The organism is Salimicrobium salexigens (assembly GCF_900156705.1).
Lineage (GTDB): Bacteria > Bacillota > Bacilli > Bacillales > Halobacillaceae > Salimicrobium > Salimicrobium album.
The window spans coordinates 328,609-349,818 of record NZ_FTOK01000002.1 but is presented as its reverse complement, the minus strand read 5'-3'; the positions used below and the strand labels follow the sequence as shown (position 1 = coordinate 349,818).

General features: G+C 46.7%; 21 protein-coding genes and 1 other RNA gene. 5 read left to right on the top strand and 17 right to left on the bottom strand.

The window, feature by feature from the left end; genetic code table 11:
- Positions 1–81: 81 nt before the first annotated feature.
- The 3 genes from BW931_RS04020 to BW931_RS04010 all read left to right on the top strand — a co-directional run bounded on the left by BW931_RS04020 (position 82) and on the right by BW931_RS04010 (position 1,623).
- A complete protein-coding gene (locus BW931_RS04020; protein ID WP_008587582.1) occupies positions 82–282 on the top strand; it encodes a cold-shock protein in 201 nt (66 codons plus the stop codon).
- A gap of 259 nt (positions 283–541) precedes the next feature.
- A complete protein-coding gene (locus BW931_RS04015) occupies positions 542–1,219 on the top strand; it encodes a queuosine precursor transporter (RefSeq protein ID WP_076570135.1) in 678 nt (225 codons plus the stop codon).
- A 5-nt stretch (positions 1,220–1,224) separates the two neighbouring features.
- A complete protein-coding gene (locus tag BW931_RS04010) occupies positions 1,225–1,623 on the top strand; it encodes a ribonuclease HI family protein (RefSeq protein WP_076570133.1) in 399 nt (132 codons plus the stop codon).
- Positions 1,624–1,750: 127 nt separating this feature from the next.
- Here the strand turns inward: BW931_RS04010 and BW931_RS04005 are convergent, their stop codons facing one another.
- The 6 genes from BW931_RS04005 to BW931_RS03980 form a co-directional block, all read right to left on the bottom strand.
- Positions 1,751–2,878, bottom strand: coding sequence for a THUMP domain-containing class I SAM-dependent RNA methyltransferase (locus BW931_RS04005; RefSeq protein WP_076570131.1), 1,128 nt, complete (start codon positions 2,876–2,878; stop codon positions 1,751–1,753).
- A 144-nt stretch (positions 2,879–3,022) separates the two neighbouring features.
- Positions 3,023–3,397, bottom strand: an RNA gene (gene rnpB / locus BW931_RS04000) — RNase P RNA component class B.
- A 57-nt stretch (positions 3,398–3,454) separates the two neighbouring features.
- Positions 3,455–3,790 (bottom strand): cell division regulator GpsB, encoded by a 336-nt coding sequence (gene gpsB / locus BW931_RS03995; RefSeq protein ID WP_076570129.1) that lies wholly within the window; start codon positions 3,788–3,790, stop codon positions 3,455–3,457.
- Between the two features lie 56 nt (positions 3,791–3,846).
- Positions 3,847–4,416: an SLOG family protein gene (locus BW931_RS03990; protein WP_076570124.1), complete on the bottom strand. Its 570-nt coding sequence runs from the start codon at positions 4,414–4,416 to the stop codon at positions 3,847–3,849.
- 117 nt (positions 4,417–4,533) lie between these two features.
- Positions 4,534–4,935, bottom strand: coding sequence for a cytidine deaminase (cdd, locus tag BW931_RS03985; RefSeq protein ID WP_076570121.1), 402 nt, complete (start codon positions 4,933–4,935; stop codon positions 4,534–4,536).
- Between the two features lie 74 nt (positions 4,936–5,009).
- Entirely contained in the window at positions 5,010–5,357 is a 348-nt protein-coding gene (locus BW931_RS03980) for a DUF1798 family protein (RefSeq protein ID WP_076570119.1), read from the bottom strand.
- A gap of 319 nt (positions 5,358–5,676) precedes the next feature.
- Here BW931_RS03980 and recU point away from each other — a divergent pair, with 319 nt between their 5' ends.
- Both recU and BW931_RS03970 read left to right on the top strand, forming a co-directional pair.
- Entirely contained in the window at positions 5,677–6,285 is a 609-nt protein-coding gene (gene recU, locus BW931_RS03975; protein ID WP_076570219.1) for a Holliday junction resolvase RecU, read from the top strand.
- Positions 6,286–9,762: a PBP1A family penicillin-binding protein gene (locus tag BW931_RS03970; protein WP_076570116.1), complete on the top strand. Its 3,477-nt coding sequence runs from the start codon at positions 6,286–6,288 to the stop codon at positions 9,760–9,762.
- Positions 9,763–9,914: 152 nt separating this feature from the next.
- Here BW931_RS03970 and nth read toward each other — a convergent pair whose 3' ends face one another.
- From nth to mgsA, 11 genes are all read right to left on the bottom strand, one after another.
- Positions 9,915–10,565 (bottom strand): endonuclease III, encoded by a 651-nt coding sequence (gene nth / locus BW931_RS03965; protein ID WP_076570113.1) that lies wholly within the window; start codon positions 10,563–10,565, stop codon positions 9,915–9,917.
- Positions 10,566–10,575: 10 nt separating this feature from the next.
- Complete coding sequence (locus tag BW931_RS03960) at positions 10,576–11,262, bottom strand: DnaD domain-containing protein (RefSeq protein ID WP_076570216.1); 687 nt, start codon at positions 11,260–11,262, stop codon at positions 10,576–10,578.
- Positions 11,263–11,388: 126 nt separating this feature from the next.
- Positions 11,389–12,684, bottom strand: coding sequence for an asparagine--tRNA ligase (gene asnS, locus BW931_RS03955; RefSeq protein ID WP_008587552.1), 1,296 nt, complete (start codon positions 12,682–12,684; stop codon positions 11,389–11,391).
- 17 nt (positions 12,685–12,701) lie between these two features.
- The gene (locus BW931_RS03950) at positions 12,702–13,886 is read right to left on the bottom strand and encodes a pyridoxal phosphate-dependent aminotransferase (RefSeq protein WP_076570110.1); all 1,185 of its coding nucleotides are present in this window, start codon (positions 13,884–13,886) and stop codon (positions 12,702–12,704) included.
- A gap of 15 nt (positions 13,887–13,901) precedes the next feature.
- Positions 13,902–14,399: a hypothetical protein gene (locus BW931_RS03945; protein WP_076570108.1), complete on the bottom strand. Its 498-nt coding sequence runs from the start codon at positions 14,397–14,399 to the stop codon at positions 13,902–13,904.
- Complete coding sequence (locus tag BW931_RS13350) at positions 14,389–14,550, bottom strand: DUF4264 family protein (RefSeq protein WP_102335854.1); 162 nt, start codon at positions 14,548–14,550, stop codon at positions 14,389–14,391. The genes BW931_RS03945 and BW931_RS13350 overlap by 11 nt, the downstream gene beginning before the upstream one ends.
- Before the next feature lie 50 nt (positions 14,551–14,600).
- Positions 14,601–17,513, bottom strand: a complete 2,913-nt coding sequence (gene dinG / locus BW931_RS03940; protein ID WP_084193847.1) for an ATP-dependent DNA helicase DinG — start codon at positions 17,511–17,513, stop codon at positions 14,601–14,603.
- Positions 17,452–18,444, bottom strand: coding sequence for a biotin--[acetyl-CoA-carboxylase] ligase (locus BW931_RS03935; RefSeq protein WP_076570105.1), 993 nt, complete (start codon positions 18,442–18,444; stop codon positions 17,452–17,454). The genes dinG and BW931_RS03935 overlap by 62 nt, the downstream gene beginning before the upstream one ends.
- Entirely contained in the window at positions 18,408–19,607 is a 1,200-nt protein-coding gene (locus tag BW931_RS03930) for a CCA tRNA nucleotidyltransferase (RefSeq protein ID WP_159435662.1), read from the bottom strand. Before BW931_RS03930 ends, BW931_RS03935 begins: the two co-directional genes overlap by 37 nt.
- The gene (gene bshA, locus BW931_RS03925; protein WP_008587538.1) at positions 19,597–20,730 is read right to left on the bottom strand and encodes an N-acetyl-alpha-D-glucosaminyl L-malate synthase BshA; all 1,134 of its coding nucleotides are present in this window, start codon (positions 20,728–20,730) and stop codon (positions 19,597–19,599) included. The genes BW931_RS03930 and bshA overlap by 11 nt, the downstream gene beginning before the upstream one ends.
- Before the next feature lie 17 nt (positions 20,731–20,747).
- On the bottom strand, positions 20,748–21,152 hold the full coding sequence (gene mgsA, locus BW931_RS03920; RefSeq protein ID WP_008587536.1) for a methylglyoxal synthase: 405 nt from the start codon (positions 21,150–21,152) through the stop codon (positions 20,748–20,750).
- Positions 21,153–21,210: the final 58 nt, after the last annotated feature.

Below are 21,210 nucleotides of genomic sequence, written 5' to 3'. Positions count from 1 at the left end.
CTTTTGTTAGGACGTTTTGTTATGTTCCGCATCATATTTGTAATATCACGTGTTACGTGCAAGATCTAGGAGGATTTAATTATGCAAAACGGTACAGTAAAATGGTTTAACGCAGAAAAAGGTTATGGCTTCATTCAGGTAGAGGAAGGTAACGACGTATTCGTACACTTCTCCGCTATCCAAGAAGAAGGTTTCAAGTCTCTTGAAGAAGGTCAAGAAGTCACTTTCGAAATCGTAGAAGGCGACCGTGGCCCACAAGCGGCTAACGTTGTTAAACAATAAATTAAATGTCCCAAAAGCAACAGCATTGAGCTGTTGCTTTTTTGTTTGGATTTATACTGTCTTTTTGAGTCTGGTAAGTCGTCCCGGTCTGTCTTCGTTTATACAAGACAGTTCGAGACGGCTTTTTTTATCTGATTTCAGAGGGTTCCCCTTTTATTAATATATTGCAACCTTACTCCGTTCTGCGTATAATGTTACTTTGTCAGGCTTTCGCGGTTCGCAAACTCCCGCGTTACCAAAACTAAGGAGGAAAAGTATTATGACGAATGAACTATTATGGATTATCTTCGCCCTGGTCAATTTCAGTATGCTTCTGGTGATCTACCGGATTTTCGGTAAATACGGCCTGTTCGTATGGATCGGTATGGCTACTGTTGTTGCAAATATTCAGGTAGTGAAGACAGTTGAATTGTTCGGATTGACTGCCACCCTCGGTAATATTATTTATGGGACAGCTTTTCTCGCGACAGACATTCTGAATGAAAAATACGGAAAAGAATCTGCAAAAAAAGCAGTGTGGCTCGGATTCTCCGCACTAATCACCATGACTATCATGATGCAGTTTTCGCTCCGGTTCATACCGGCTGAAAGTGACATTGCCCAGTCCGGTCTTGAAACACTGTTCGGCATCGTTCCGCAGATTGCCATCGGCAGTCTCCTTGCCTACATCGTGAGCCAGTATTTCGACGTCTGGCTGTATGCTCTGTTAAAAAGATTCTTCCCGAAAGATCGTCAGCTTTGGATCCGGAACAACGGTTCGACGATGATCAGCCAGCTGCTCGACACTGCCGTATTCTGCGGTATAGCCTTTTACGGTCTGTATCCATTTGACGTCTGGCTTGAAATTTTCTGGACCACTTATTTCATCAAGTTCATCGTGTCACTGCTGGATACGCCTTTTCTATATGCAGCAAAATCCTTTTCATTCAAGGAGTGACGATTGTGATAGAAATTTACACAGACGCTGCGACAAAAGGAAACCCCGGTGTCAGTTACTCCGGGGTTTATATAAAAAACAACCAGGATAAAGTGTACCGTACTTCGTACCTCGGTACACTTTCAAATCATGAAGCGGAATTTGCAAGTGCCTGTTTCGCACTCGGGATTTGCAAGGACCTTTATCCGGGAGAAATCATTTCTTTGAGAACGGATTCTAAAATAGTTGTCGAAACATTCGAGACCGGCCGATGTAAAAACAAAGATTTTCAACCCTACCATGAACAATTGCTAAGGCTGGCCGAACAGTTCTCTTTTGTATTTATGAAGTGGATTCCGGAAAAAGAAAATAATACGGCAGACCGACTGGCTAAAGAAGCGCTTCAAACTCATTTATATGAGTAACAACACAGATTTTACAGATCTATTTTTATTTTTTCTTTCGGAGTTGCTACTAAGTATTAATAAGAATCATTAAAAGAGAAGTTTAAAAAAACCCGCTTTCTGTGCACTCAGAAAGCGGGTTTTACAATTATTTTTTTCCGAAGAACTGGTAGTAATTCGTTTCTATAAAGCCGTTGAACAATTTTCTCTTCTTCGTAGCTTCCGTACCGTATACCTTTTCGAACTGAGAATGGGCGGTAAGTATATAAACACTCCACGTCGGGAAGTCTTTCATAGTCCCGCCGAGCTGGCGATACGTTTTCTCAACCTCTTTCCTGTCCCCTATCCTTTCGCCATACGGCGGGTTTGAAATGAGATAACCGCCTTTCTCTTCGGGTTTGAAGTCCCTTGCCTGCATCTGTTTAAAAGGGATCAGTTCTCCGAGCCCCGCTTCCATAGCGTTGGCTTTTGATATTTCTATCATCTTCGGATCGATATCCATCCCCTGTATATTGACGGGCTGATCATACTGCGCTTTGTCTTCAGCCTCTTCAAAAGCCGCATCCCAGTACTTGTCACTGACGAATGACCAGTTTTCGGAAGCGAATTCCCGGTTGAACCCGGGAGCGATGTTCTGCCCGATAAGTGCCGCTTCTATCGGTATCGTACCGGAGCCGCAGAAGAGATCGACGAAAGGGGCATCCCCCCTCCAGTTCGTCACCTGTATGAGCGCGGCAGCCAGCGTTTCTTTTAAAGGGGCCTCTCCCTGACCTACACGATAGCCCCGCTTATGGAGACCGGAACCCGAGGTGTCCAGTGTGAGCCACGCCTCGTCTTTATTGATATCCACTTCCACACGATAAAATGCCCCCGTCTCCTCCAGCCTGTCCGCGATACCGTACTTCTGCTTCATACGTTCTACAATCGCCTTTTTCACGATAGCCTGACAGTCAGGGACGCTGTATAATTTCGATTTTTTGGATTTTCCAATGACCGGAAACTCTCCATCTTCCGAGATGAACTGTTCCCATGGAAGAGCTTTCGTATTTTCGAACAGTTCGTCGAAACTGTAGGCGTTGAACTTACCGACGAGAAGCTTCACCCGGTCGGCGGAACGGAGCCATAAGTTCACTCTCGGTATATCGGAAGGGCGGGCTTCAAAGACAGCGCGGCTGTTCTCCACCTTCACGTTTTCATACCCGAGATCCCTCAGTTCCTGCCCGACGATCCCTTCAAGTCCCATCGCGGCTGTAGCTATAAGCGTAATTTTATCCATCAATATCACATCCTTATATTAAAAATAAATAGTTTCCATGCGACCTTCACCCGGTGGCTGAATTGCTGTCTTAAAGAAAAAACCTCCATTACGGTAATCCTACCATAAAGGAGGTGACATATCTTATGTATGACCGGGAGATGCCTGGTAAGCCATGTTCTGTACCTTTGTACTGCCGGCGGTGGTCAAACCTCGTACTCCGGTGGTAATCATCTATCTGCCGGCGATGCCGGCCTCTTTCTCCGTTTCATTCCTTCGAAAGAGTGCCCCTACCTAAGTTTGGGTTGCTCGCTCGAGGGGTTTACCTCGTTCCACCCGAAGTATTTCTACTTCGGCTCCGTCACTGTGGCACTTTCAAGATAGTCAGACCATATCCCATCCGGGACACAGGTCTTTTCTCTGCCGTTAGTGCTTGGCACTACCCAGACTTATGATTTCGTCTGGCACGAACACTACAAGCAATCTCAGCTTGTGCGAGCATGGACTTTCCTCTGCCATCGGCAGCGATTACCTCAGCATCTCCCATGTTGCGAAAGTTCATTTTATCAGATTCCCGGACAATTGTCATCGAACAATTTATTCCTGATCATCCTGATAATCACGAGAACCGAATACTTCCTTCTCCAGGTTGGACAGACGTTTCAAAATATCGTAGTTCACCTGGTTGCCGGACTTCATCGATCTCGTTTCCCTTTTCTCGGGCTGGACCGGATCCTTCGAAAGGGACCGATTCTTCTTAAGGCGGTCATTTTCTTCTTTTAAATCCTTGATCATTTGCTCGTACTGTTCATAATCCTGGATAACCAGGTCGAGGTATTCATCCACTTCTTCCTGATTATAACCTCTCATCGACGTTTTGAAATCTTTTTCAAGTATTTCTTTTCCTGTCAAATGAAACCGATCTTCCGTCATTCCATTCACCTCTTATCCTGCGAGTACTTATATTCTTTCAAAACTGGGTGCGTCTGTCAATCGGGATTTCCTCCTTCAAACAGTTCTGGGCTCGTCCATTCCAGTTCTTCTACGGTATCCTGAAGATCCTCCGGGGTGATCCGCTCTATTTCATACCCTTCGGCAAAACGAGCCATTTCCAGAAAGAATTTGGGAGTCCCGGGAGTCTCTTCATCATAAAGAACAAGCGCCCTGTCAGAATGCTCGATCAGAAAACGATCTTTCACTTTAAACTGAAAAGCACCCTGATAGCCGCCTTTGTAGACCGGCTTATAAAAATCCGCATCTTCTTTTATTTCCTGAAAAGCCATCTGGATATCTTCGGGCCAGCGCTCTTCCACACCTTCAAAAGGAGGAAGAACCGCCAGGGACACATCATAGTCTTCTTTCAACGCCAGCACGACCTGGGCCGTCCAGAATTCTACACCCGGCTGACAGGAGACGAGGACCCACTCTCCTCCGTCCTCGAGAAAAGCGACGAGTCTTTTCCGGATAGCCTCTTTTATAAACAGCACCCGTCTGTCCTCCTCCTGGAAGATTCCCATTTCGTGAGACTTATAACCTGTTACGACCAGGCGTCTGTCCAATTCGGCTCCACCTCCCTCTTCCTTCCTGATTCATCACCTGTAAATCTGTTTGCGGTTGTTTTTCAATGAAAACCCACTAAAACTATTATAGCTTTAGTGGGCCGGAGTGAAAACTGTTCATTTGTTAAGATCTTCCGGAGTGAAAGAAAAAGGCAGAAGTTCTTCCATCGTCATCGATTTGATCTGCCCCTTCACATTAGTCGTGTGTATCACTGTGTCGGAATCGAAGAACTCACTCATCACCTGTCTGCAGGAGCCGCACGGAGGTACCGGGCGATCTGTGTCTGCAGTGACTGCCAGCGTCTCGAAATCATAGTGGCCGTCTGCTACAGCTTTGAAAATAGCCACCCGTTCAGCACAGCAGCTCGTCGGATAAGCGGCATTTTCAATATTCACTCCTTCGTATACCTCACCGCTTTTCGTAAGCACTGCGGCTCCCACCGGAAATTCGGAATAGGGTACGTACGCTCTCTTCCGTATATCTATCGCTTTCTGGATTAATTCGTCTCTCGTTACCATCATATCCCCTCCTCTGTTAGGGATATTCATTATATAAAACACCCGTCCTTTTGTAAAGCGTTTGCATTCGACCTTCAGAGATTGTCCAGCACCATGTCCAATACGTAGTGGGAAGACTGATGAAGATCTTTGTACCTGTTCTTATCCACGTCAAGATAATAAGAATGAAGAATAAGCATTTCTATGTTTTCATGCGTCGATTTGATCTGATTCGGGTGTACGGTTACGTCTCTTTCCTTTACAAACGGTTCCACTTCTTCGTACCAGTCCTGGACCAGCTCGAAATAAGGTGCTGTTTCATTTTTCACCTTTTCAAAAAATTCGTGACCCGTCCGGTCCACCGGGCCGGTGTGTGAAGTGTATCGCTCGTGCAGCTCGTCCAGAGATTCTTTAAGCGTACGGGTTCTTTTTTGCAGACTCATCCATACCCTCCTTTTCCCCATCAAGAGTAGCATGATTTGTGTAACTGGTAAATCCTTCTCCCGTACAGGGCCTGCTTTTTGTTCACAAAGATGTAACTTTATCACCTCTCGGCCCCTCCCTCACATTTCCCAGTGCTTTGGAACTGTTCTTTCGGACCTGTTCACACCCCTCTCCCTCCCTTTTCCTGTTCTTACAGCAATAAAATGTATTTCCTTGAAAAAAATACTGCTGTATCCGTATTCATGGAAGGATTTATATTTGTCGTTTGGGGATGAAGCACGTATAATAAAGTGAGAATTCCAGGAGGAGGATATGATGATGCGATATCCGAACGGAAGTAAAAAGAAGGTATCCCGTGCCAACACCGCTCCTGCCTCCTCAGCTGATAAATACAGCAACAGGGGCATGACGCTTGAAGAGGACTTGAACGCAGCCAATATATACTACCTTTCCAGGAATATAGCAAGCATCCATAAAAAACCTACACCCGTGCAGATCGTTAACGTCGATTACCCGAAGAGGAGCGCCGCTGTGATCAAAGAAGCTTATTTTAAACAGGCATCGACTACGGATTACAACGGGGTTTATAAAGGATATCACGTGGATTTCGAGGCGAAAGAAACGAGAAACAAGACATCTTTCCCTTTGAGTAACATCCACGCCCATCAGATTGCTCACATGGAACAGGTGATCTGCCAGCGCGGTCTGTCCTTTATCATTATCCGTTTTGCACCACTGGAGGAAACCTATCTTATGGAAAGTGAATATATTATTGAATACTGGAATAACCAGGAACGTGGAGGACGAAAATCGATCCCTTATCAGACGGTCAAGGATAAAGCGTATATGATACCTTTTCACTTTCAGGCAAGACTGGACTATTTGAAAGCTGTAGACATGGTTTTGGAGAAATTGGAGGAAAATTGAATGGCTAATAACTACAACTCACGAAAAGAACGACGCCAGCAGTTGAACAGACGAAAAGCGAAGAATAAGAAGAGTAAGTTCGCGGGTTCGTCCAAAATCAAAAAGATTATCGCTATTATATTAATTGCAGGAGTGATCATAGGACTCGGAGTAACTGCCCTGTTCGCCTACTATGCTTCGAACGCTCCGGAACTTAAAGCATCCGAACTGCAGGCTCCTTTCTCTTCAAAAATTATGGACATGAATGATGATTTCGCGGTCAATGTCGGCGGTGAAGAGCGCCGGACGAGGATCAATTATGAGGACCTTCCGGAGACATACGTAAATTCCGTGCTCGCGACGGAAGACGTCCGCTTTTTCGAGCACAGCGGTATCGATCTTCAGCGTATACTTGCCGCTATATGGGCCAATATCACAGAAGGTTTCGGTTCGGAAGGGGCCAGTACCATCACCCAGCAGGTGATCAAACAGTCCCTCCTTACTTCCGATAAAACGTTGGAGAGGAAAGTCCAGGAACAGTATCTGGCACTGAAACTCGACCGTGAATACGAAAAGGAAAGAATTTTCGAAATGTACGTCAATAAGATATATTTCGGCCAGGGGGCCTACGGCGTTGCCGAAGCCGCCAAAACTTACTTTAATAAATCGGACCTGAGTGAACTGACACTGGCAGAATCCGCTTTGCTTGCCGGTCTTCCTCAGCGTCCGAGCGGCTACGACCCTTATGAGAACCCTGAGCTTGCCAAAGACAGAATGAGTACTGTCCTTCACTTAATGGTGAGTCACGGCAAGATTTCGGAAGAGGAAGCAGAAAAAGCGCGCCAGACCGATATTTCTTCGATGCTTGCCGAAAGGACAGAAAAAACGAAGAAATTTCAGGCGTTCGTGGATCAGGTTCAGAAGGAAGTCGAAAGCAAAATGGAAGATGTGAACATTTTCAAAGACGGACTTAAAATTTACACTACCCTGGATCCTGAAGCACAGCAGCTCACTCAGGAAGCTATGAACGGGGAAGGACCTGTGAGCTGGCCGACCGAGTCCCTTCAAAGTTCCGTATCCGTCGTTGACACCCAAACCGGTGCGATCCGTGCCATAGGTGGCGGGAGAAACTACGTATCCGGAGGCCTGAATTTTGCCACTGACGATCCGAGACAGGCAGGTTCGACGATGAAACCGATCGCAGCGTATGGTCCGGTTATAGAACATGAAAAATGGTCGACGTATCATCAGCTGAAAGATGAGGAGACAGATTTCAACGGGTACTCCCCTTCCAACTTCGACGATGAACACCGTGGCTGGATGTCCATACGTGAAGCGCTCGCCCAGTCCATCAACATCCCTGCGGTAAAAGCACTCGATGCTGTAGGACCGAGCCGTGCCAGTGATTTTGCCAACAAGCTCGGTATCTCCTTCGGTGAAGGGCCTATGGAGCTTGGTGATGCTCTCGGTACACAGGAAGTAACGCCTATTCAGATGTCCGGGGCTTATGCCGCCTTCGGTAATGAAGGAGTCTATAATGAGCCGTATACTGTAAGGAAAGTGGAAACACCTGATAACGGTACCGTAGATCTTACACCTGAACCGGTCTCCGCCATGAAAGATTATACAGCGTACATGGTCACCTCCATGCTAAAAACTGCCGTTGAGAGCGGAACCGGTACAGCTGCTAAAGTTCCGGGCCTCCCTATGGCCGGTAAAACGGGTACTACGAACAAAGAAGTGGACGCCTGGTTCAACGGCTATACGACAGACTACTCTATTTCCGTCTGGACCGGGAATCAGGACAGGTCCTCTATAGATAATGAAAGTGGTAAAGATGTTCCGAAACAGATGTTCCGACATCTTATGGAAGAGCTGTCCGAAGGTAAAGATACGGAAGACTTCAAACAACCTGACAGTGTAGTGGAGGTAGGAGTGGAAGAAGGTTCCAGGCCGGCAAAACTGCCGAGTTCCTACACTCCCTCCTCCGAAATCGTAACGGAACTGTTTCACGTGGATAATCAACCTTCCGACATATCCGCCCAGTATCAGCAGATGGACCCGGTCAGCGGTCTGTCTGCTTCTTATGACAAGGATTCTGACAGTATCGATGTAACGTGGTCTTACCCGGAAAGCGCCGATTTCTATATTTCGGCAACCGGGGGCAACTCTACCTCGACCGGGGAAACAAGCTATGAGATAAGCTCCCCGGATCCGGGTAAGACCTACGACATCTCTGTAACGGTCCTCGGTGACGGTTCTTCTTCCGACAGTGATTCAGAGAACACTTCCGTACAGGTTCCGGAACAGGAAAGTGAACCTGCTGAAGAATCTACTGAAGAGGAACAAAGTAACGAAGAGGAACAAAGTAACGAAGATGAAGAAAACAGCAGTGAGGAAGAAAACGAAGATTCAGGCAGCACCGGAAATAACGAAGACAATAATACGAATGAAGACTCCGGAAACGAGAGCGATGCCGGAGAAGAGAACGAAGATTCCGGTTCCGGAAATGAAGGGACCGACAGTGAAAACAGCGGGTCCGAAAATGGCGGATCGGACAGCCAGCACAACGATGCCGATAGTCCGAATAATGAGTCGGACAGCCAGAATAACGACTCCGGAAATAGCGGATCGGACAGTCAAAATAATGGTTCCGGAAATCAGAATAATGAGTCAGACGGCCAAAATAACGAAGCCCCGGAAGAAGACAGCAGTTCCGGGGCTCAAAATAACAATTCGGAAAGTGAAGGAAACGGATCAGACAGCCAGAATAACAGCTCTTCCGAAGGTAACAACAGCTCTTCTCAAAACGAAAGCAGTAATTCAGACTCTCCGGAAGAAGGAAATTCCGGAACAGATTCACCATCCGATAACAGTTCTGATGAACAGTACAACGGTTCCTCCGAAGAAGGAAACAGCGATTCCGGTCAGGAAAGTGATCAAAACTCCGGCTCTTCAGGCGAAGGTTCCGGTGCAGACGCTGGTAACGGAAGTTCAGACAGTGCTCCCGCCTCCCAGGAAGACTCAGGCAACTCGGAACAGGATCCCGCCCCTTCCTCAAGTAACAATTCCGGCGGTTCTTCAAGCGATTCCGGTCAGGAAAACGGAAGCAGCTCCAATTCTTCGGAACAGAGCAGCGAGACGGAGACACCGGCTACTGGTTCAGATAATGAAGAAAGTAATGGATCTTCCGGCTCCTACAACAGCTCATCCGAGAGAAATACCGAATCATCTCCGGAACAGAATAGCGGTTCAGACGCCCAGGAAGAAAGCTCCGACCCGGCATCGGGCACAGGTGATTCAAATGAACGTTCCTCGAATGCCGACAGTGAAACTCCGGATACCTCTCAAGAGAACTCTGAATCCCCGGATGAAAATTCCAATCCATCAGAGTCCGACAGTAATTCGGATAACCAGACGACCACCCCCTCTGAAACAGAAGAAAGTTCAACTCAGAAAAACAGCGACCGTCGCGAAGACAATGACTCCACTGATTAAAAACCCACTGAATATACATCCCGTCGCACGACGTGACAATACCTCCATGCGTCAATTTTTACACCATATAAAATTTGTTTGTATATGCTTTTCAGCCAGGTCATTTACTGAAAACAAAAATGAGTACCGGCGCTTTTCACAAGCACCGGTACTCATTTTTTCTGTTTCATTCTTTTTTGCCCTTCCCGGCACAGCGAAAGAAGCGGACACTCCTCACACCGGGGATTTTTTGCTCGGCAGTGGTACCTTCCGAAAAAAATGAGTCGATGATGTGTAGCACTCCACTCTTCTTTCGGCACCTTTTTCATCAGAGTCTTCTCCACCTGTAACACTGAATCTTTCCAGCGGCAGATGCCTAATCGTTTCGAGACTCGCTCCACATGAGTATCCACTGCGATCGCAGGTTCCCCAAAAGCGACCGAAGCTACCACATTTGCCGTTTTCCTGCCTACTCCTGCCAGGGACTCCAGCGACTCTTTACTTTCCGGTACTTCTCCATCGAAACGTTCCAGAAGCGTCGCCGCCATCTTCTTAAGATTTTTCGCCTTGCTTCTGTAGAGACCGATCGATTTAATATCTTTTTCCAACTCTTCTGTCTCAACAGCAGCTATATCCTCCGGACTTTTGTATTTCCTGAAAAGATCCGGTGTCACTTTGTTCACAAGATTATCAGTAGCCTGAGCCGATAAAATCACGGCCACCAGCAGTTCAAAGGCGTTCGAATGGGACAACTCGCAGTCTGCATCCGGGTACATTTCCTCCAGTATATCCAGGCAATATCGTATCTGTTTTAAAGTAAGCATTTCTTCTCCTTTACTCTTCTTCCAGCCAATTGTAGTACAGGGACTTGTCCCGTTTTGAATTTGATGGCGAAAAGTTCGGTTTCTGACCGTTTCTAAACTGTTTCCCGTGATTCTGGGCCTGTTTTATCGTCCGGATACCCTTCCGATCCCATTCCGACAGAATACGGTCAATGTATTTGAAATTCATTTTTCCCATCAGAACAGCTTCCCGTAACGCAGCTTTTATCAGATTTTCTTTATAGTTCTCCTCATCAAGCCAGATATTAATCGTTTCTATTTCGAACGGGGATAAAGGCCTTCCGAATTCCTTCTCAAATAGTGGAAACAGCGACTCTTTCATATCTGACGAAGATTCTTTCTTCGCCTGCTGTTTCTGGAATAGTAATACGAAAAGAGGTTCAAGGGAGTATGTTTCCTGAATGATCCCTTCAGGTCCTTTTTCATGTAGTATTTCGACTATTCCTTTTTGTATCAAGGAGCGAAGCAGATTGGAACATTCCTCTTCAGACACAGTCAAATATTCGGCTATTTCCTCCGGAGTAGGAAAATTCACTCCTTCCTGCTTGAAACGGAATAGCTGAAGTACGATTGCCAGTTCTGTTTCATTCATCCCCAAGGCTTTATACCCGGTAACCAATTGTTGCGGGAGGGTCAGCTGAGTCTGCAGTATATATTCGTAAGGTTGGTTCTTGGTCATGATGATCCCTCTCTTTAAAAGTACTAAACCTCCATCTTTCGTTTCTCCTGCTGTCGGAGACACCCTTCTCATTCAAGTGAAATATCAGGCACCGGTAATTCCCGATGCCTGACAGCCACTGCACAATTATGGATATAAACGGTTCAACAGACGAGGGAACGGTATCGTTTCCCTCACATGTTCGACTCCGGCTATCCAGGCGACCGTTCTTTCCAGTCCCAGTCCAAAACCGGAATGCGGTACGCTACCGTACTGACGAAGCTGCAGGTACCACTGATAAGCATCGCCGGTAAGATTGTGTTCTTCATAACGCTGTTTCATCAGCTCCAGATCGTCAATGCGCTGGGAACCGCCGATGATTTCACCGTATCCTTCCGGAGCAATAAGATCTGCACATAAGGCCACGTCCGCACGTTCCGGATCCGGTTTCATATAGAAAGCTTTGATCTCAGTCGGAAAGTGGGTAATGAAGACCGGTTTCTCATAACTGTCCGCAATCGCTGTTTCATGCGGAGCACCGAAGTCATCGCCCCAATCAATGTCCGTAAATCCTTTATCCTTCAGCAGTTGGATAGCATCATCATAAGTAATCCGCGGAAAAGGCGCCTCGATCTTCTGGAGGGAAGTCAGGTCCCTTTCCAGAACCTCAAGCTCCATTTTACAATTCCGCAGTACGGATTGTGCGATGTACGAGACATATTCCTCCTGCACTTCCAGGCTGTCCTCGTGATCCATGAACGCCATCTCGGGTTCAATCATCCAGAACTCTATCAAATGCCGGCGTGTTTTCGACTTCTCCGCACGGAATGTAGGTCCAAAACTGAATACCTTATTGAAAGCCATGGCAGCCGCTTCCAGGTAAAGCTGGCCACTCTGAGATAGATAAGCTTCCTCATCAAAATATTTCGTATGGAACAGTTCTGTCGTCCCCTCTGCAGAAGAACCCGTCAAGATCGGTGGATCGATTTTGACATAACCGTTATCATTGAAAAACTCATAAGTTGCCCGGATGATTTCATTTCTCACCTTCATCACGGCATGCTGTTTTTTGGAGCGAAGCCACAGGTGACGATGGTCCATCAGGAATTCCGTACCGTGTTCTTTCGGCGTGATGGGATAGTCCTCCGCTTCCTGAATGATGGAGAAATCGCTTATCTGCAGTTCAAATCCAAGCGGAGACCGCTTGTCTTCCACTACCGTGCCCGTAACGTATAACGACGTTTCCTGTGACAGAGTTTTTGCTTTATTGAACTTATCTTCCCCCAGATCATTCTTTCCTACTACTCCCTGAATGAATCCTGTGCCGTCACGGAGTTGCAGAAACGCTATTTTACCGCTTGAACGCTTATTATGGATCCAGGCACCAATAGTAACTTCCTCGTTTAAATGTCTGGATACGTTTTGAATTGTAGTTTTAGCCATAACTGAATGTCCCTTCCTTACTTATGATGTGTCTTTAGAAATTTTTCTATTCTGTCTGCCGCTTTATTCAGGTTATCCATGGAAGTCGCATACGACAGTCGTACGTTATTTTCGGAACCGAAACCCGACCCGGGTACGAGAGCCACCTTCTCTTCCTCAAGGAGCGCTTCCACGAATGCATCTACGTCCCGGAAGCCGCAATTGGAAGCAGCTTCTTTGACGTTCGGAAATAAGTAGAAGGCTCCCTTCGGTTTTTCGCAACTGATGCCGGGAAGGTTTACGAGTCTTTCATAAAAAACGTCCAGACGTTCCCTGAAAGCGTCTCTCATTTTCATTACCTCGTCTTCACCGCCGGAATAGGCTGCCAGAGCAGCATGCTGGGCTATGGATGTTGGGTTCGAGGTTGAATGTGAAGCCAGACTTGTCATAGCTTTAATGATCTCCCCGGGTCCTGCTGCGTAACCGATTCTCCATCCGGTCATGGAGTGGGATTTGGATACCCCATTGATCACTATCGTACGTCCATACAAGTCATCCGACAACTGCGCCATGGAAACGTGAGGGTCCTCGGTATATACCAGTTTCTCATAAATTTCATCGGAGACGACGAGAAGATCTTTTTCCCGCACTACTTCTCCGAGTTTTTCCAGTTCTTCCCTTGTGTACATCATACCTGTAGGGTTGCTCGGGGAATTGATGATAACAGCTTTAGTTCTGGAAGTGACGGCATCTCTGAGCTGGTCGGGAGTGATTTTAAATTCGTTCTCCTCACCTGCTTTCACGAACACCGGTTTTCCACCCGCAAGCTTCACCTGTTCCGGATAGCTGACCCAGTATGGTGCCGGGATGACTACTTCATCTCCAGGATTAAGAAGTACCTGAAATAAAGTGAAAAGAGCGTGTTTTGCCCCCGTCGTTACAATTATCTGGTTTTCATTGTACTCGAGTTCCTGATCTTTTTTCAATTTGTCGGCTACCGCTTTTCTGAGTTCCGGAATCCCTCCGGAGGGGGTGTACTTCGTCAGCCCTTCATCCATGGCCTGTTTGGCCGCCTTAAGTATATACTCCGGCGTATTGAAATCAGGTTCTCCCGCCCCGAGACCTATCACGTCGTGTCCTTCCTGTTTCAAAGCTTTCGCTTTAGCCGTAATAGCCAGTGTGCTGGAAGGTGTCAACGTCTGTACTCTGTTTGCTAATTCCATAATCATACCCCTTTTCTACTCATTTTTTTTAAAAGCGAATCTCTGAAACTCTTCCCCGGTCTCTCCATTGAAATAAGCAAGACCATATCTTCCTTCCTGATCGGTAAAAGTGACCTCCCAGGAGGGGGTACCGTCTTTGTAAGCAGGCTGGATATGAGTAAATGTACAGTTACGGCAACTGTCCTCCCACCTGTTCACAATTTCTTCTCTCGGTACAAAATCTTCCCGATCTATCCGGTCAGCTATGGTGCCGCTTTTTTTGTTTACATAATAGATCATATCTTTATCGTTGCTCGTAGTAAAGAGTATCTCAAACGGCGCAGAGCTGTTGAAAGTATAATTTGCCATGACTTTTACATCCCCTGCCTTCTCCTGCACGGTTTTCAGTGCAGTGTCCGCTCCCTCGGTACGTCTCTCTTCAAGTATGTTATAGACACTGATATACAGTATCATCAAACCGAGGAGTATTGCTGCAAGAACTCCGGCAATCCACCACAGATGTTTACCCTTCATAAAATTTTATCACCGCTGTTCCGGACTCTTTCAGAGAAAGACCGATTATAATATTATTTTTCTTAAATTTCTTATTCAGATAATCGATAACTTTATACAGGTCCTCATTATAAACCGTTTCGATTCTTGCTACGAGGGTCTGTTTATTCATGATGTCCTTCCCCCTCCCCCGCTGTGGACCCGCGTCTGCTGTCCAATATCTTATTCCCCCGGTTCGGCGCCGGGTGTCGGAAGATAATCGTCGAACTTCTCCAACAGCTCTCTGGATTCGACTTCATGCACTCTTGTAACAGGCAACGCTTCTATGAAATAACGCCCGTAGTTCGCTTCAAGTATCCGCTTATCGAGAATGACCAGCAGGCCTCTGTCGTTTTCACTGCGGATAAGACGTCCCACTCCCTGTTTGAACCGGATAACCGCTTTCGGAAGGGTCAGATCCATAAACGGGTTCTCCCCTTCACAGCTCCAGAGCATCTCTTCCTTCTGCTGACCGGGGTGGGCAGGAGGATCGAAAGGCAGTCTCACCATCACGAGACAACTAAGATCTTCTCCGGGAATGTCCACTCCTTCCCAAAAAGTGTTCGTTCCAAGAAGTATAGAGGAATCAAGCGCCTGAAAATCCTTTTTAAGCCGGTCTCTGCTGCCACTCGTAATCCCCTGGGCGATCAGCTGATAACGGGAGGATTCCTGAAATTCCCTGAGCAGATAATAAACGTTTTTTAACATAGAGTAGGAAGTGAATAAAACGAGCATTCTGCCGTTCGTTTTCAAAGCCAGGGAAAAAATCATTTCACTGATGGCATAAAGGAACCCGTTTCCCTTCTTCTTAATGGAAGGTATATCAGTAGGGACGACCACCTTCATCTGGTGTTCGTAATCGTAGGGAGAAGGGATGATTTCTTCCTTTTCCACCGACTCCATACCAAGCTGTTTTTTCACAAATTGAAACGATCCCCGGGCCGCGAGAGTAGCACTTGTGAATATGATACTGTCCTTTTTGGTGTGCAGCCGTTCCGACAAAACGTGCGTATGCATATGGCTTTCACTTTCCAGCGTCAGCGTCCCCTGGGGATGTTTAAGATCGAATTCCGCCCATACCGGATTCTCCGTGTTTTTAAGGAAGATAGAATCGATCTCTTCAGTCAGTTCCTTATAGTATCCGATCTGATAATCAAGACGGGTAATAAGAATGACAAGATCCGGGTTCTCATGGGTCTGTAATTGCATAAGCAGCTCATTCATCAGTGTTTCTGTCCCCCGGATCAGCTGATTCAATTCTTTCAATAAACGCTCACACATATCAGAGATGATTCTCAAAAACTTTCCGGATCCGAGATTGTAAAAGTCGAAAATCACTTTGCCGGTATCCGATGAAACCGCAGGACGGTTCTTCACGGCGTAAGAAGAAAAATACGAAGACAGCTCTGCCCACTCAGATTTGGCATTATCAATATGAACAGTGCAATATTTTAAAAGTTCCTGCTTTTTTTCTTTGTTCATCGTCACATTCTGATAGTAGGACGGTTCGAAAATTTCTTTCCACTGGGAGAACAGCTGCTGCACGGACGGATAGTACAGACGTGAGCCGAAGTATTTAGCTGCCACGCTGTTTAAATGATGCGCTTCATCAATAATAGCATATCGGCACGAAGGAATAAATTCCTCTTCTTTCAGGAGATCATAACAGAACAGAGCATGCGTCGTTACGATAATATCGGCGTATGCGGCTTTCTCATAAGCTTTGTGATAATAGGAATAGTTTCCCATGGACAGCGCAATTTCTTTTCCTTTCTGATCTGCCGACACTTTGCGCCAGAATTTATAACCGTTGGAAGGCATCTGAATTTCCTCGATATCACCTGTTTCGGTTTCGAGCACCCATACGAGCAGCATCGCTTTCGTCAGTACATCGTCATAGTTATGGAGCGTCCCATATTCAAGTTCATACCGGAAATGGGCGAGGCTTAAATAATGCTCGCTCCCTTTCAGGGTGGCAAAGGTGAAAGGGACCGGACTGATCTTTGAAAGGAGCGGTAATTCTTTTTGAGCAAGCTGGGACTGGAGCGTATTTGTATGGGTGGAAATCAGTACCGGTTCCTTTTTTTCGACAGCTGTATGTACAGCGGCTGTTACATAGGCCATCGATTTTCCTATACCAGCACCGGCTTCTATAAAAGCGGATTCCTTCTCATGCAAAGACTGATGGATCGATTCGGCCATTTTCTTCTGTTCTTTCCGGGAACGGTATGACTTTATAATACTGTCAAGGCCCTCCGGCTCTTCAAAAAGAAACTGTAGCCACTCTTCCCATGCGGGAGCAAGACGTTTCCCTCGGTAATCCTTCTCCTGGGAGGACAGTTTAAGTACAGGAACGCCTTCCCACAGTTCATATTTATCATCGGCAGGACCGCTCCCCTCATACCTTCTTGCAGTCAGAAGATCTTCGAGTATGAGAGTTACATCACTTTTGAAAGCCGCTGAAAGCTTCAGCAGGTACAGAAGCGTCTTTTCCGGCAGACTCCTCATTTTAGCTTGAAGTACTTTCCACAGTTCCGCGGTCACACGTGCATCCGAAATGGCGCGGTGGGGTTGATCATGCGACAATTCAAGGGACTCCGAAAGTTCCGACAGTTTATGACCGGAAGCTTTGGGCATTAATACTCTCGAAAGCTCCACCGTGTCGATTACCTTCGCGGAAATCTGATCTTCTCCGAGCTGAGCCAGAGCATCGTTTATGAAAGTGAGATCGAAATCAATATTATGTGCTATTACGTAGTCCTGACGAAGAAGTCTCTTCAAATCGGGAACGATTTCCGAGAAGAGCGGGGCATCCATAACATGGTCATCTGTAATTCCGGTCAGATTACTGATAAACGGTGGAATTTCAGCTTCAGGGTATATAAAAGTCGAAAATTCCTCTGTTACCTTATCGCTCTCCATTACTACTATTCCTATTTCTATGATTTTATCTCCGCGACCCGAAGAATTGCCGGTGGTCTCCAGGTCAATAATCGCATAGGTACTCACGTTTACCACTTCTTTCCGGAAAAACTTAATAGTGTTTATTCCACAATATTTCAGCTGAATAAAGACGCTCTCTTTTTCCTGATTCATCTGTTACCGACAGCGCTCCGTCAGCTTCTATCTTATCAATTCTCGCAAGCCACGGCTCTTTCCACGTAGACACCTGCACCCACTCTCCCACTTTATAACCGATAGTTGAGAAGTCATTTTCAAAACAGGTGAACCCCTCTTCTATAAACCGCTCATATTCCTGTTCAAATTCATGAAGCACAGCAACAGCCACTTCGCCTATCGAAGTCTTTTTACCGGTTTCTCTTTGAATAGAAGTAGCTTTCTCCCGGAGATTTTCCGGAAGGTCTTCCTCCCTCTGGTTGATATTCACCCCGAGACCGAGAACGATATATTCGACGAAATCCTGTTCAGCTCTCATTTCAGTCAGAATACCACTTACTTTTCTGTCTCCTATCATAACATCATTCGGCCATTTGATCGTAGCACTGATACCAAAATTCCGTAGCGCTTTCACCAGGGCCGAAGCAGCCACGATCGTAACCTGGGGAGCTCGCTGCGGGGAAAATGAAGGTCTCAGCAGCAGACTCATCCAGACTCCGCTTCCCTTCGGAGAATCCCATGCCCTTTTGCGTCTCCCTTTCCCGGCTGTCTGTTCATCCGCTAATACGACAGTGCCATGAGGTTTCCCTTCTTTCGCTAAAGTATGTATCTTTTCCTGAGTGGAGGTGACTTCTTTAAAGTGAAACAGGGGATGGCCGATTTCTTCAGTAGTAAGAGCAGATTGAACGAAGGAAGGAGGCATGTCGTCTGCTTCGTCTTTCAGCCTGTATCCCTTTTTCTTAACAGCCTCGAAAGTAAACCCCTCTTTTTCCAGTTCTTTGATATTCTTCCATATAGCTGTTCTCGAGACGTTGAGCTCCCCGGCCAGCTTCTGACCTGATAAATACCCTCCACTTTCCTTCAACAGGCTTATCAGCCTTGTCTTTGTCGATCCAGTTCTATTATCCATTTTATCAACTCATCCTTCTCGTTTACACAATTTCCTTCCACCACACTCTGCACCAGAGCATTTAAATATTCGCCGATCCACTTTCCTTTCTTTCGTTCCGGGAACAGCTGCAGCAGTTCTTCCGTATCAAGATGGAGCTCCGACCGGGAATGGATCGGAAGCGACCGGTATCGTTCGACCGGGTCCGTCTCCAATTCATATCCCAGACTTCTCATTACGTTTACCCAGCTGCCCAAGTCGGCTTCCCCAAGAGTGTAAAGCAGATAATTCCCAAGCCCCCGCTCTTTATACATCTGAACCGCTCCGGAAATATTCTGGGCTTTCTTCTTCGTACGGTTTGAAAGTTTCCACTTCCTGCCCCAATCTTCTGCTGGTACCCCGGGGATCTGCTGATGGTAAAAACTGAGCATTTCGCTCCAATCCCGCAATCTTACCAAGGGGAACCGCCCGGCCGCATCCGTGTGGGCACAGAATACCGGAAGGTGTGCAAACACCCCCGTCCCGGCGAGATAATTCAACCCTTTACGATACCACGGGCCTGCAACCGTCTTTTCGAACTCCGCAGCTAATCTTTCCACGGACAGGTGCTGCAGCAAAGAGCTTTTTTCTTTTATCACTTCCAGCACGGAAGGACTGACTGTAAACCCGAGTTGGGAGGAAAACCGGAGAGCCCTCATCATTCGTAACGGGTCTTCTTCAAAACGATTCGAGGGGCTTCCCACCGTCTCGATCTGCTTTTCACTGATCGCTTTCTCCCCGGAGAAAGGATCGATCAGCCGGCCTCCGGAAGTCATAGCCATCGCATTCATAGTGAAATCCCTGCGTGACAGATCCTGTTCTATCGATGAAACGAAATACACCTGACTCGGGTGTCTGTAATCTTCGTAGTCCTCTTCCATTCTGTAAGTCGTCACTTCGAATGAAAGGGACCTTTGTCTTACAATTACGGTGCCATGCTCTATTCCGACAGGGATGACTTTATCGAATATGTTTATGATCTCTTCGGGGCGAAGGGAGGTTGCTATGTCTACATCTTTTACTTCCTGTCCCAGAAGGAAGTCTCTTACGCAGCCTCCCACCATAAAAGCTTCCCCCCCATGATCTTCAATGGCGGAAATCACTTCTATGGCCGGACCAAACAACACGTGCTGTTTAAAGTTCACTGTGCAACACCTGCTCATACAGTTTTTCGTACTGTTTAACGATTTTCTCTGCCGAAAACTTCTCACTTACCGCCCGGACGGCGTTTTCGGAAAACGAGCGACTGAGCTGAGCATCTTTCAGTATCCGAAGCGCTTTTTCCTTCACCTGTTCTATGTCCTGAACCTCTACGATATAGCCATCCACGCCATCGTCTATGACTTCGGGAATTCCTCCTATGTTCGTTCCTATGCAGGGAACTCCGCATGCCATAGCTTCAAGCAATACGAGACCGAAGCTCTCCTTCTCGCTTAACAAAAGCTTTACATCCGCAATCGATAAAAGTTCCTGTACACGTTCCTGTTTACCCACAAACAGTACTTTCTCTTCTATGCCGAGCTGCTCCACCAGGTTATACACCTTGTTGAATTCGGGACCGTCTCCGACCAGAACAAGTTTTGCAGTCACTTCCTGCTGTATCAGATGAAAAGAGCGGACTACGTCTTCCACCCGTTTCACCTTACGGAAATTAGAGACGTGGATAACGACCTTTTCGTCTTCCCTAATGTTAAACTGCTGTTTCAGGTTGCGCGAGTCTACGTGTTGGTATTCCCGCTCGTCCACGAAATTATGGACGACGTGCATGTCTTTTTCCGTATCCAGCATTCTTCTCGTCTGATCCACAAGACTGTTGGAAACGGCTGTTACCGCATCCGACTTCTCGATCCCGAATTTGATCAACTGTTTCAGGTTATCGTCAATGCCGAGTACGGTGATATCTGTTCCGTGAAGCGTAGTAATAACTTTAAGATCCAGTTCGCTGCACATCTGCTTAGCCAGAATAGCACATACTGCATGAGGCATAGCATAATGGACGTGCAGCAGATCGAGTTCCTCCCGTTTCGCTACCTCCGCCATTTTGTTGGCAAGAGCGAGATCGTAAGGGGGATGCTGGAAGACCGGATAGTTGTTCACTTCCACTTCATGGAAATAGATGTTCGGATATATTTTGTTCAACCGGAAAGGGATCTGCGTCGTTATAAAATGGACTTCGTGCCCCTTTTCAGCAAGGAACTTCCCGAGTTCCGTCGCCAATACCCCGGACCCGCCCACGGTCGGGTAACACGTAATACCTATTTTGGACATTTACGTCACCTTCAATTTCATTTAGACTCTTTCTTTATTTGCCGGTAATCAAGGTCGCCTCTGCTTATACCATGAACGAGCATTTCGGCTCCTGCCATGTTAGTGGAGAGAGGGATCTGGTGAACATCACACAGACGCAAAAGCGCACTGATGTCCGGCTCATGGGGCTGGGCAGTCAGTGGGTCCCGGAAGAAAATTACGACGTCCATCACTTCCTCTGCAATTTTTGCACCGATCTGCTGATCACCTCCGAGCGGTCCGGACTGGAACTTAACCAGATCAAGACCCGTAGCCTCTTCAATTCTTGCTCCGGTCGTCCCTGTGGCGTAAAGGTTGTGGTTCTCCAGCACAGGCAGATACGCCTGCACAAAATTTACCAGGTCATCCTTCTTTTTATCATGAGCTACAAGTGCAATGTGCATGTGGTTCCTCCCCTGTAATGATGTATTTGACGACGGGCCTTTTATTTTTCAGTTCTGT

Coding starts and splice junctions, on each gene's coding strand:
- BW931_RS04020 (WP_008587582.1), top strand. CDS start 82: ATGCAAAACGGTACAGTAAAATGGTTTAACGCAGAAAAAGGTTATGGC.
- BW931_RS03935 (WP_076570105.1), bottom strand. CDS start 18,444: ATGGATAATAGAACTGGATCGACAAAGACAAGGCTGATAAGCCTGTTG.
- dinG (WP_084193847.1), bottom strand. CDS start 17,513: ATGAATCAGGAAAAAGAGAGCGTCTTTATTCAGCTGAAATATTGTGGA.
- BW931_RS04005 (WP_076570131.1), bottom strand. CDS start 2,878: ATGGATAAAATTACGCTTATAGCTACAGCCGCGATGGGACTTGAAGGG.
- cdd (WP_076570121.1), bottom strand. CDS start 4,935: ATGGTAACGAGAGACGAATTAATCCAGAAAGCGATAGATATACGGAAG.
- mgsA (WP_008587536.1), bottom strand. CDS start 21,152: ATGCACATTGCACTTGTAGCTCATGATAAAAAGAAGGATGACCTGGTA.
- asnS (WP_008587552.1), bottom strand. CDS start 12,684: ATGGCTAAAACTACAATTCAAAACGTATCCAGACATTTAAACGAGGAA.
- BW931_RS03980 (WP_076570119.1), bottom strand. CDS start 5,357: ATGAGTCTGCAAAAAAGAACCCGTACGCTTAAAGAATCTCTGGACGAG.
- nth (WP_076570113.1), bottom strand. CDS start 10,565: ATGCTTACTTTAAAACAGATACGATATTGCCTGGATATACTGGAGGAA.
- BW931_RS03960 (WP_076570216.1), bottom strand. CDS start 11,262: ATGACCAAGAACCAACCTTACGAATATATACTGCAGACTCAGCTGACC.
- bshA (WP_008587538.1), bottom strand. CDS start 20,730: ATGTCCAAAATAGGTATTACGTGTTACCCGACCGTGGGCGGGTCCGGG.
- gpsB (WP_076570129.1), bottom strand. CDS start 3,790: ATGACGGAAGATCGGTTTCATTTGACAGGAAAAGAAATACTTGAAAAA.
- BW931_RS03945 (WP_076570108.1), bottom strand. CDS start 14,399: ATGAAGGGTAAACATCTGTGGTGGATTGCCGGAGTTCTTGCAGCAATA.
- recU (WP_076570219.1), top strand. CDS start 5,677: ATGCGATATCCGAACGGAAGTAAAAAGAAGGTATCCCGTGCCAACACC.
- BW931_RS03970 (WP_076570116.1), top strand. CDS start 6,286: ATGGCTAATAACTACAACTCACGAAAAGAACGACGCCAGCAGTTGAAC.
- BW931_RS03950 (WP_076570110.1), bottom strand. CDS start 13,886: ATGGAATTAGCAAACAGAGTACAGACGTTGACACCTTCCAGCACACTG.
- BW931_RS04015 (WP_076570135.1), top strand. CDS start 542: ATGACGAATGAACTATTATGGATTATCTTCGCCCTGGTCAATTTCAGT.
- BW931_RS13350 (WP_102335854.1), bottom strand. CDS start 14,550: ATGAATAAACAGACCCTCGTAGCAAGAATCGAAACGGTTTATAATGAG.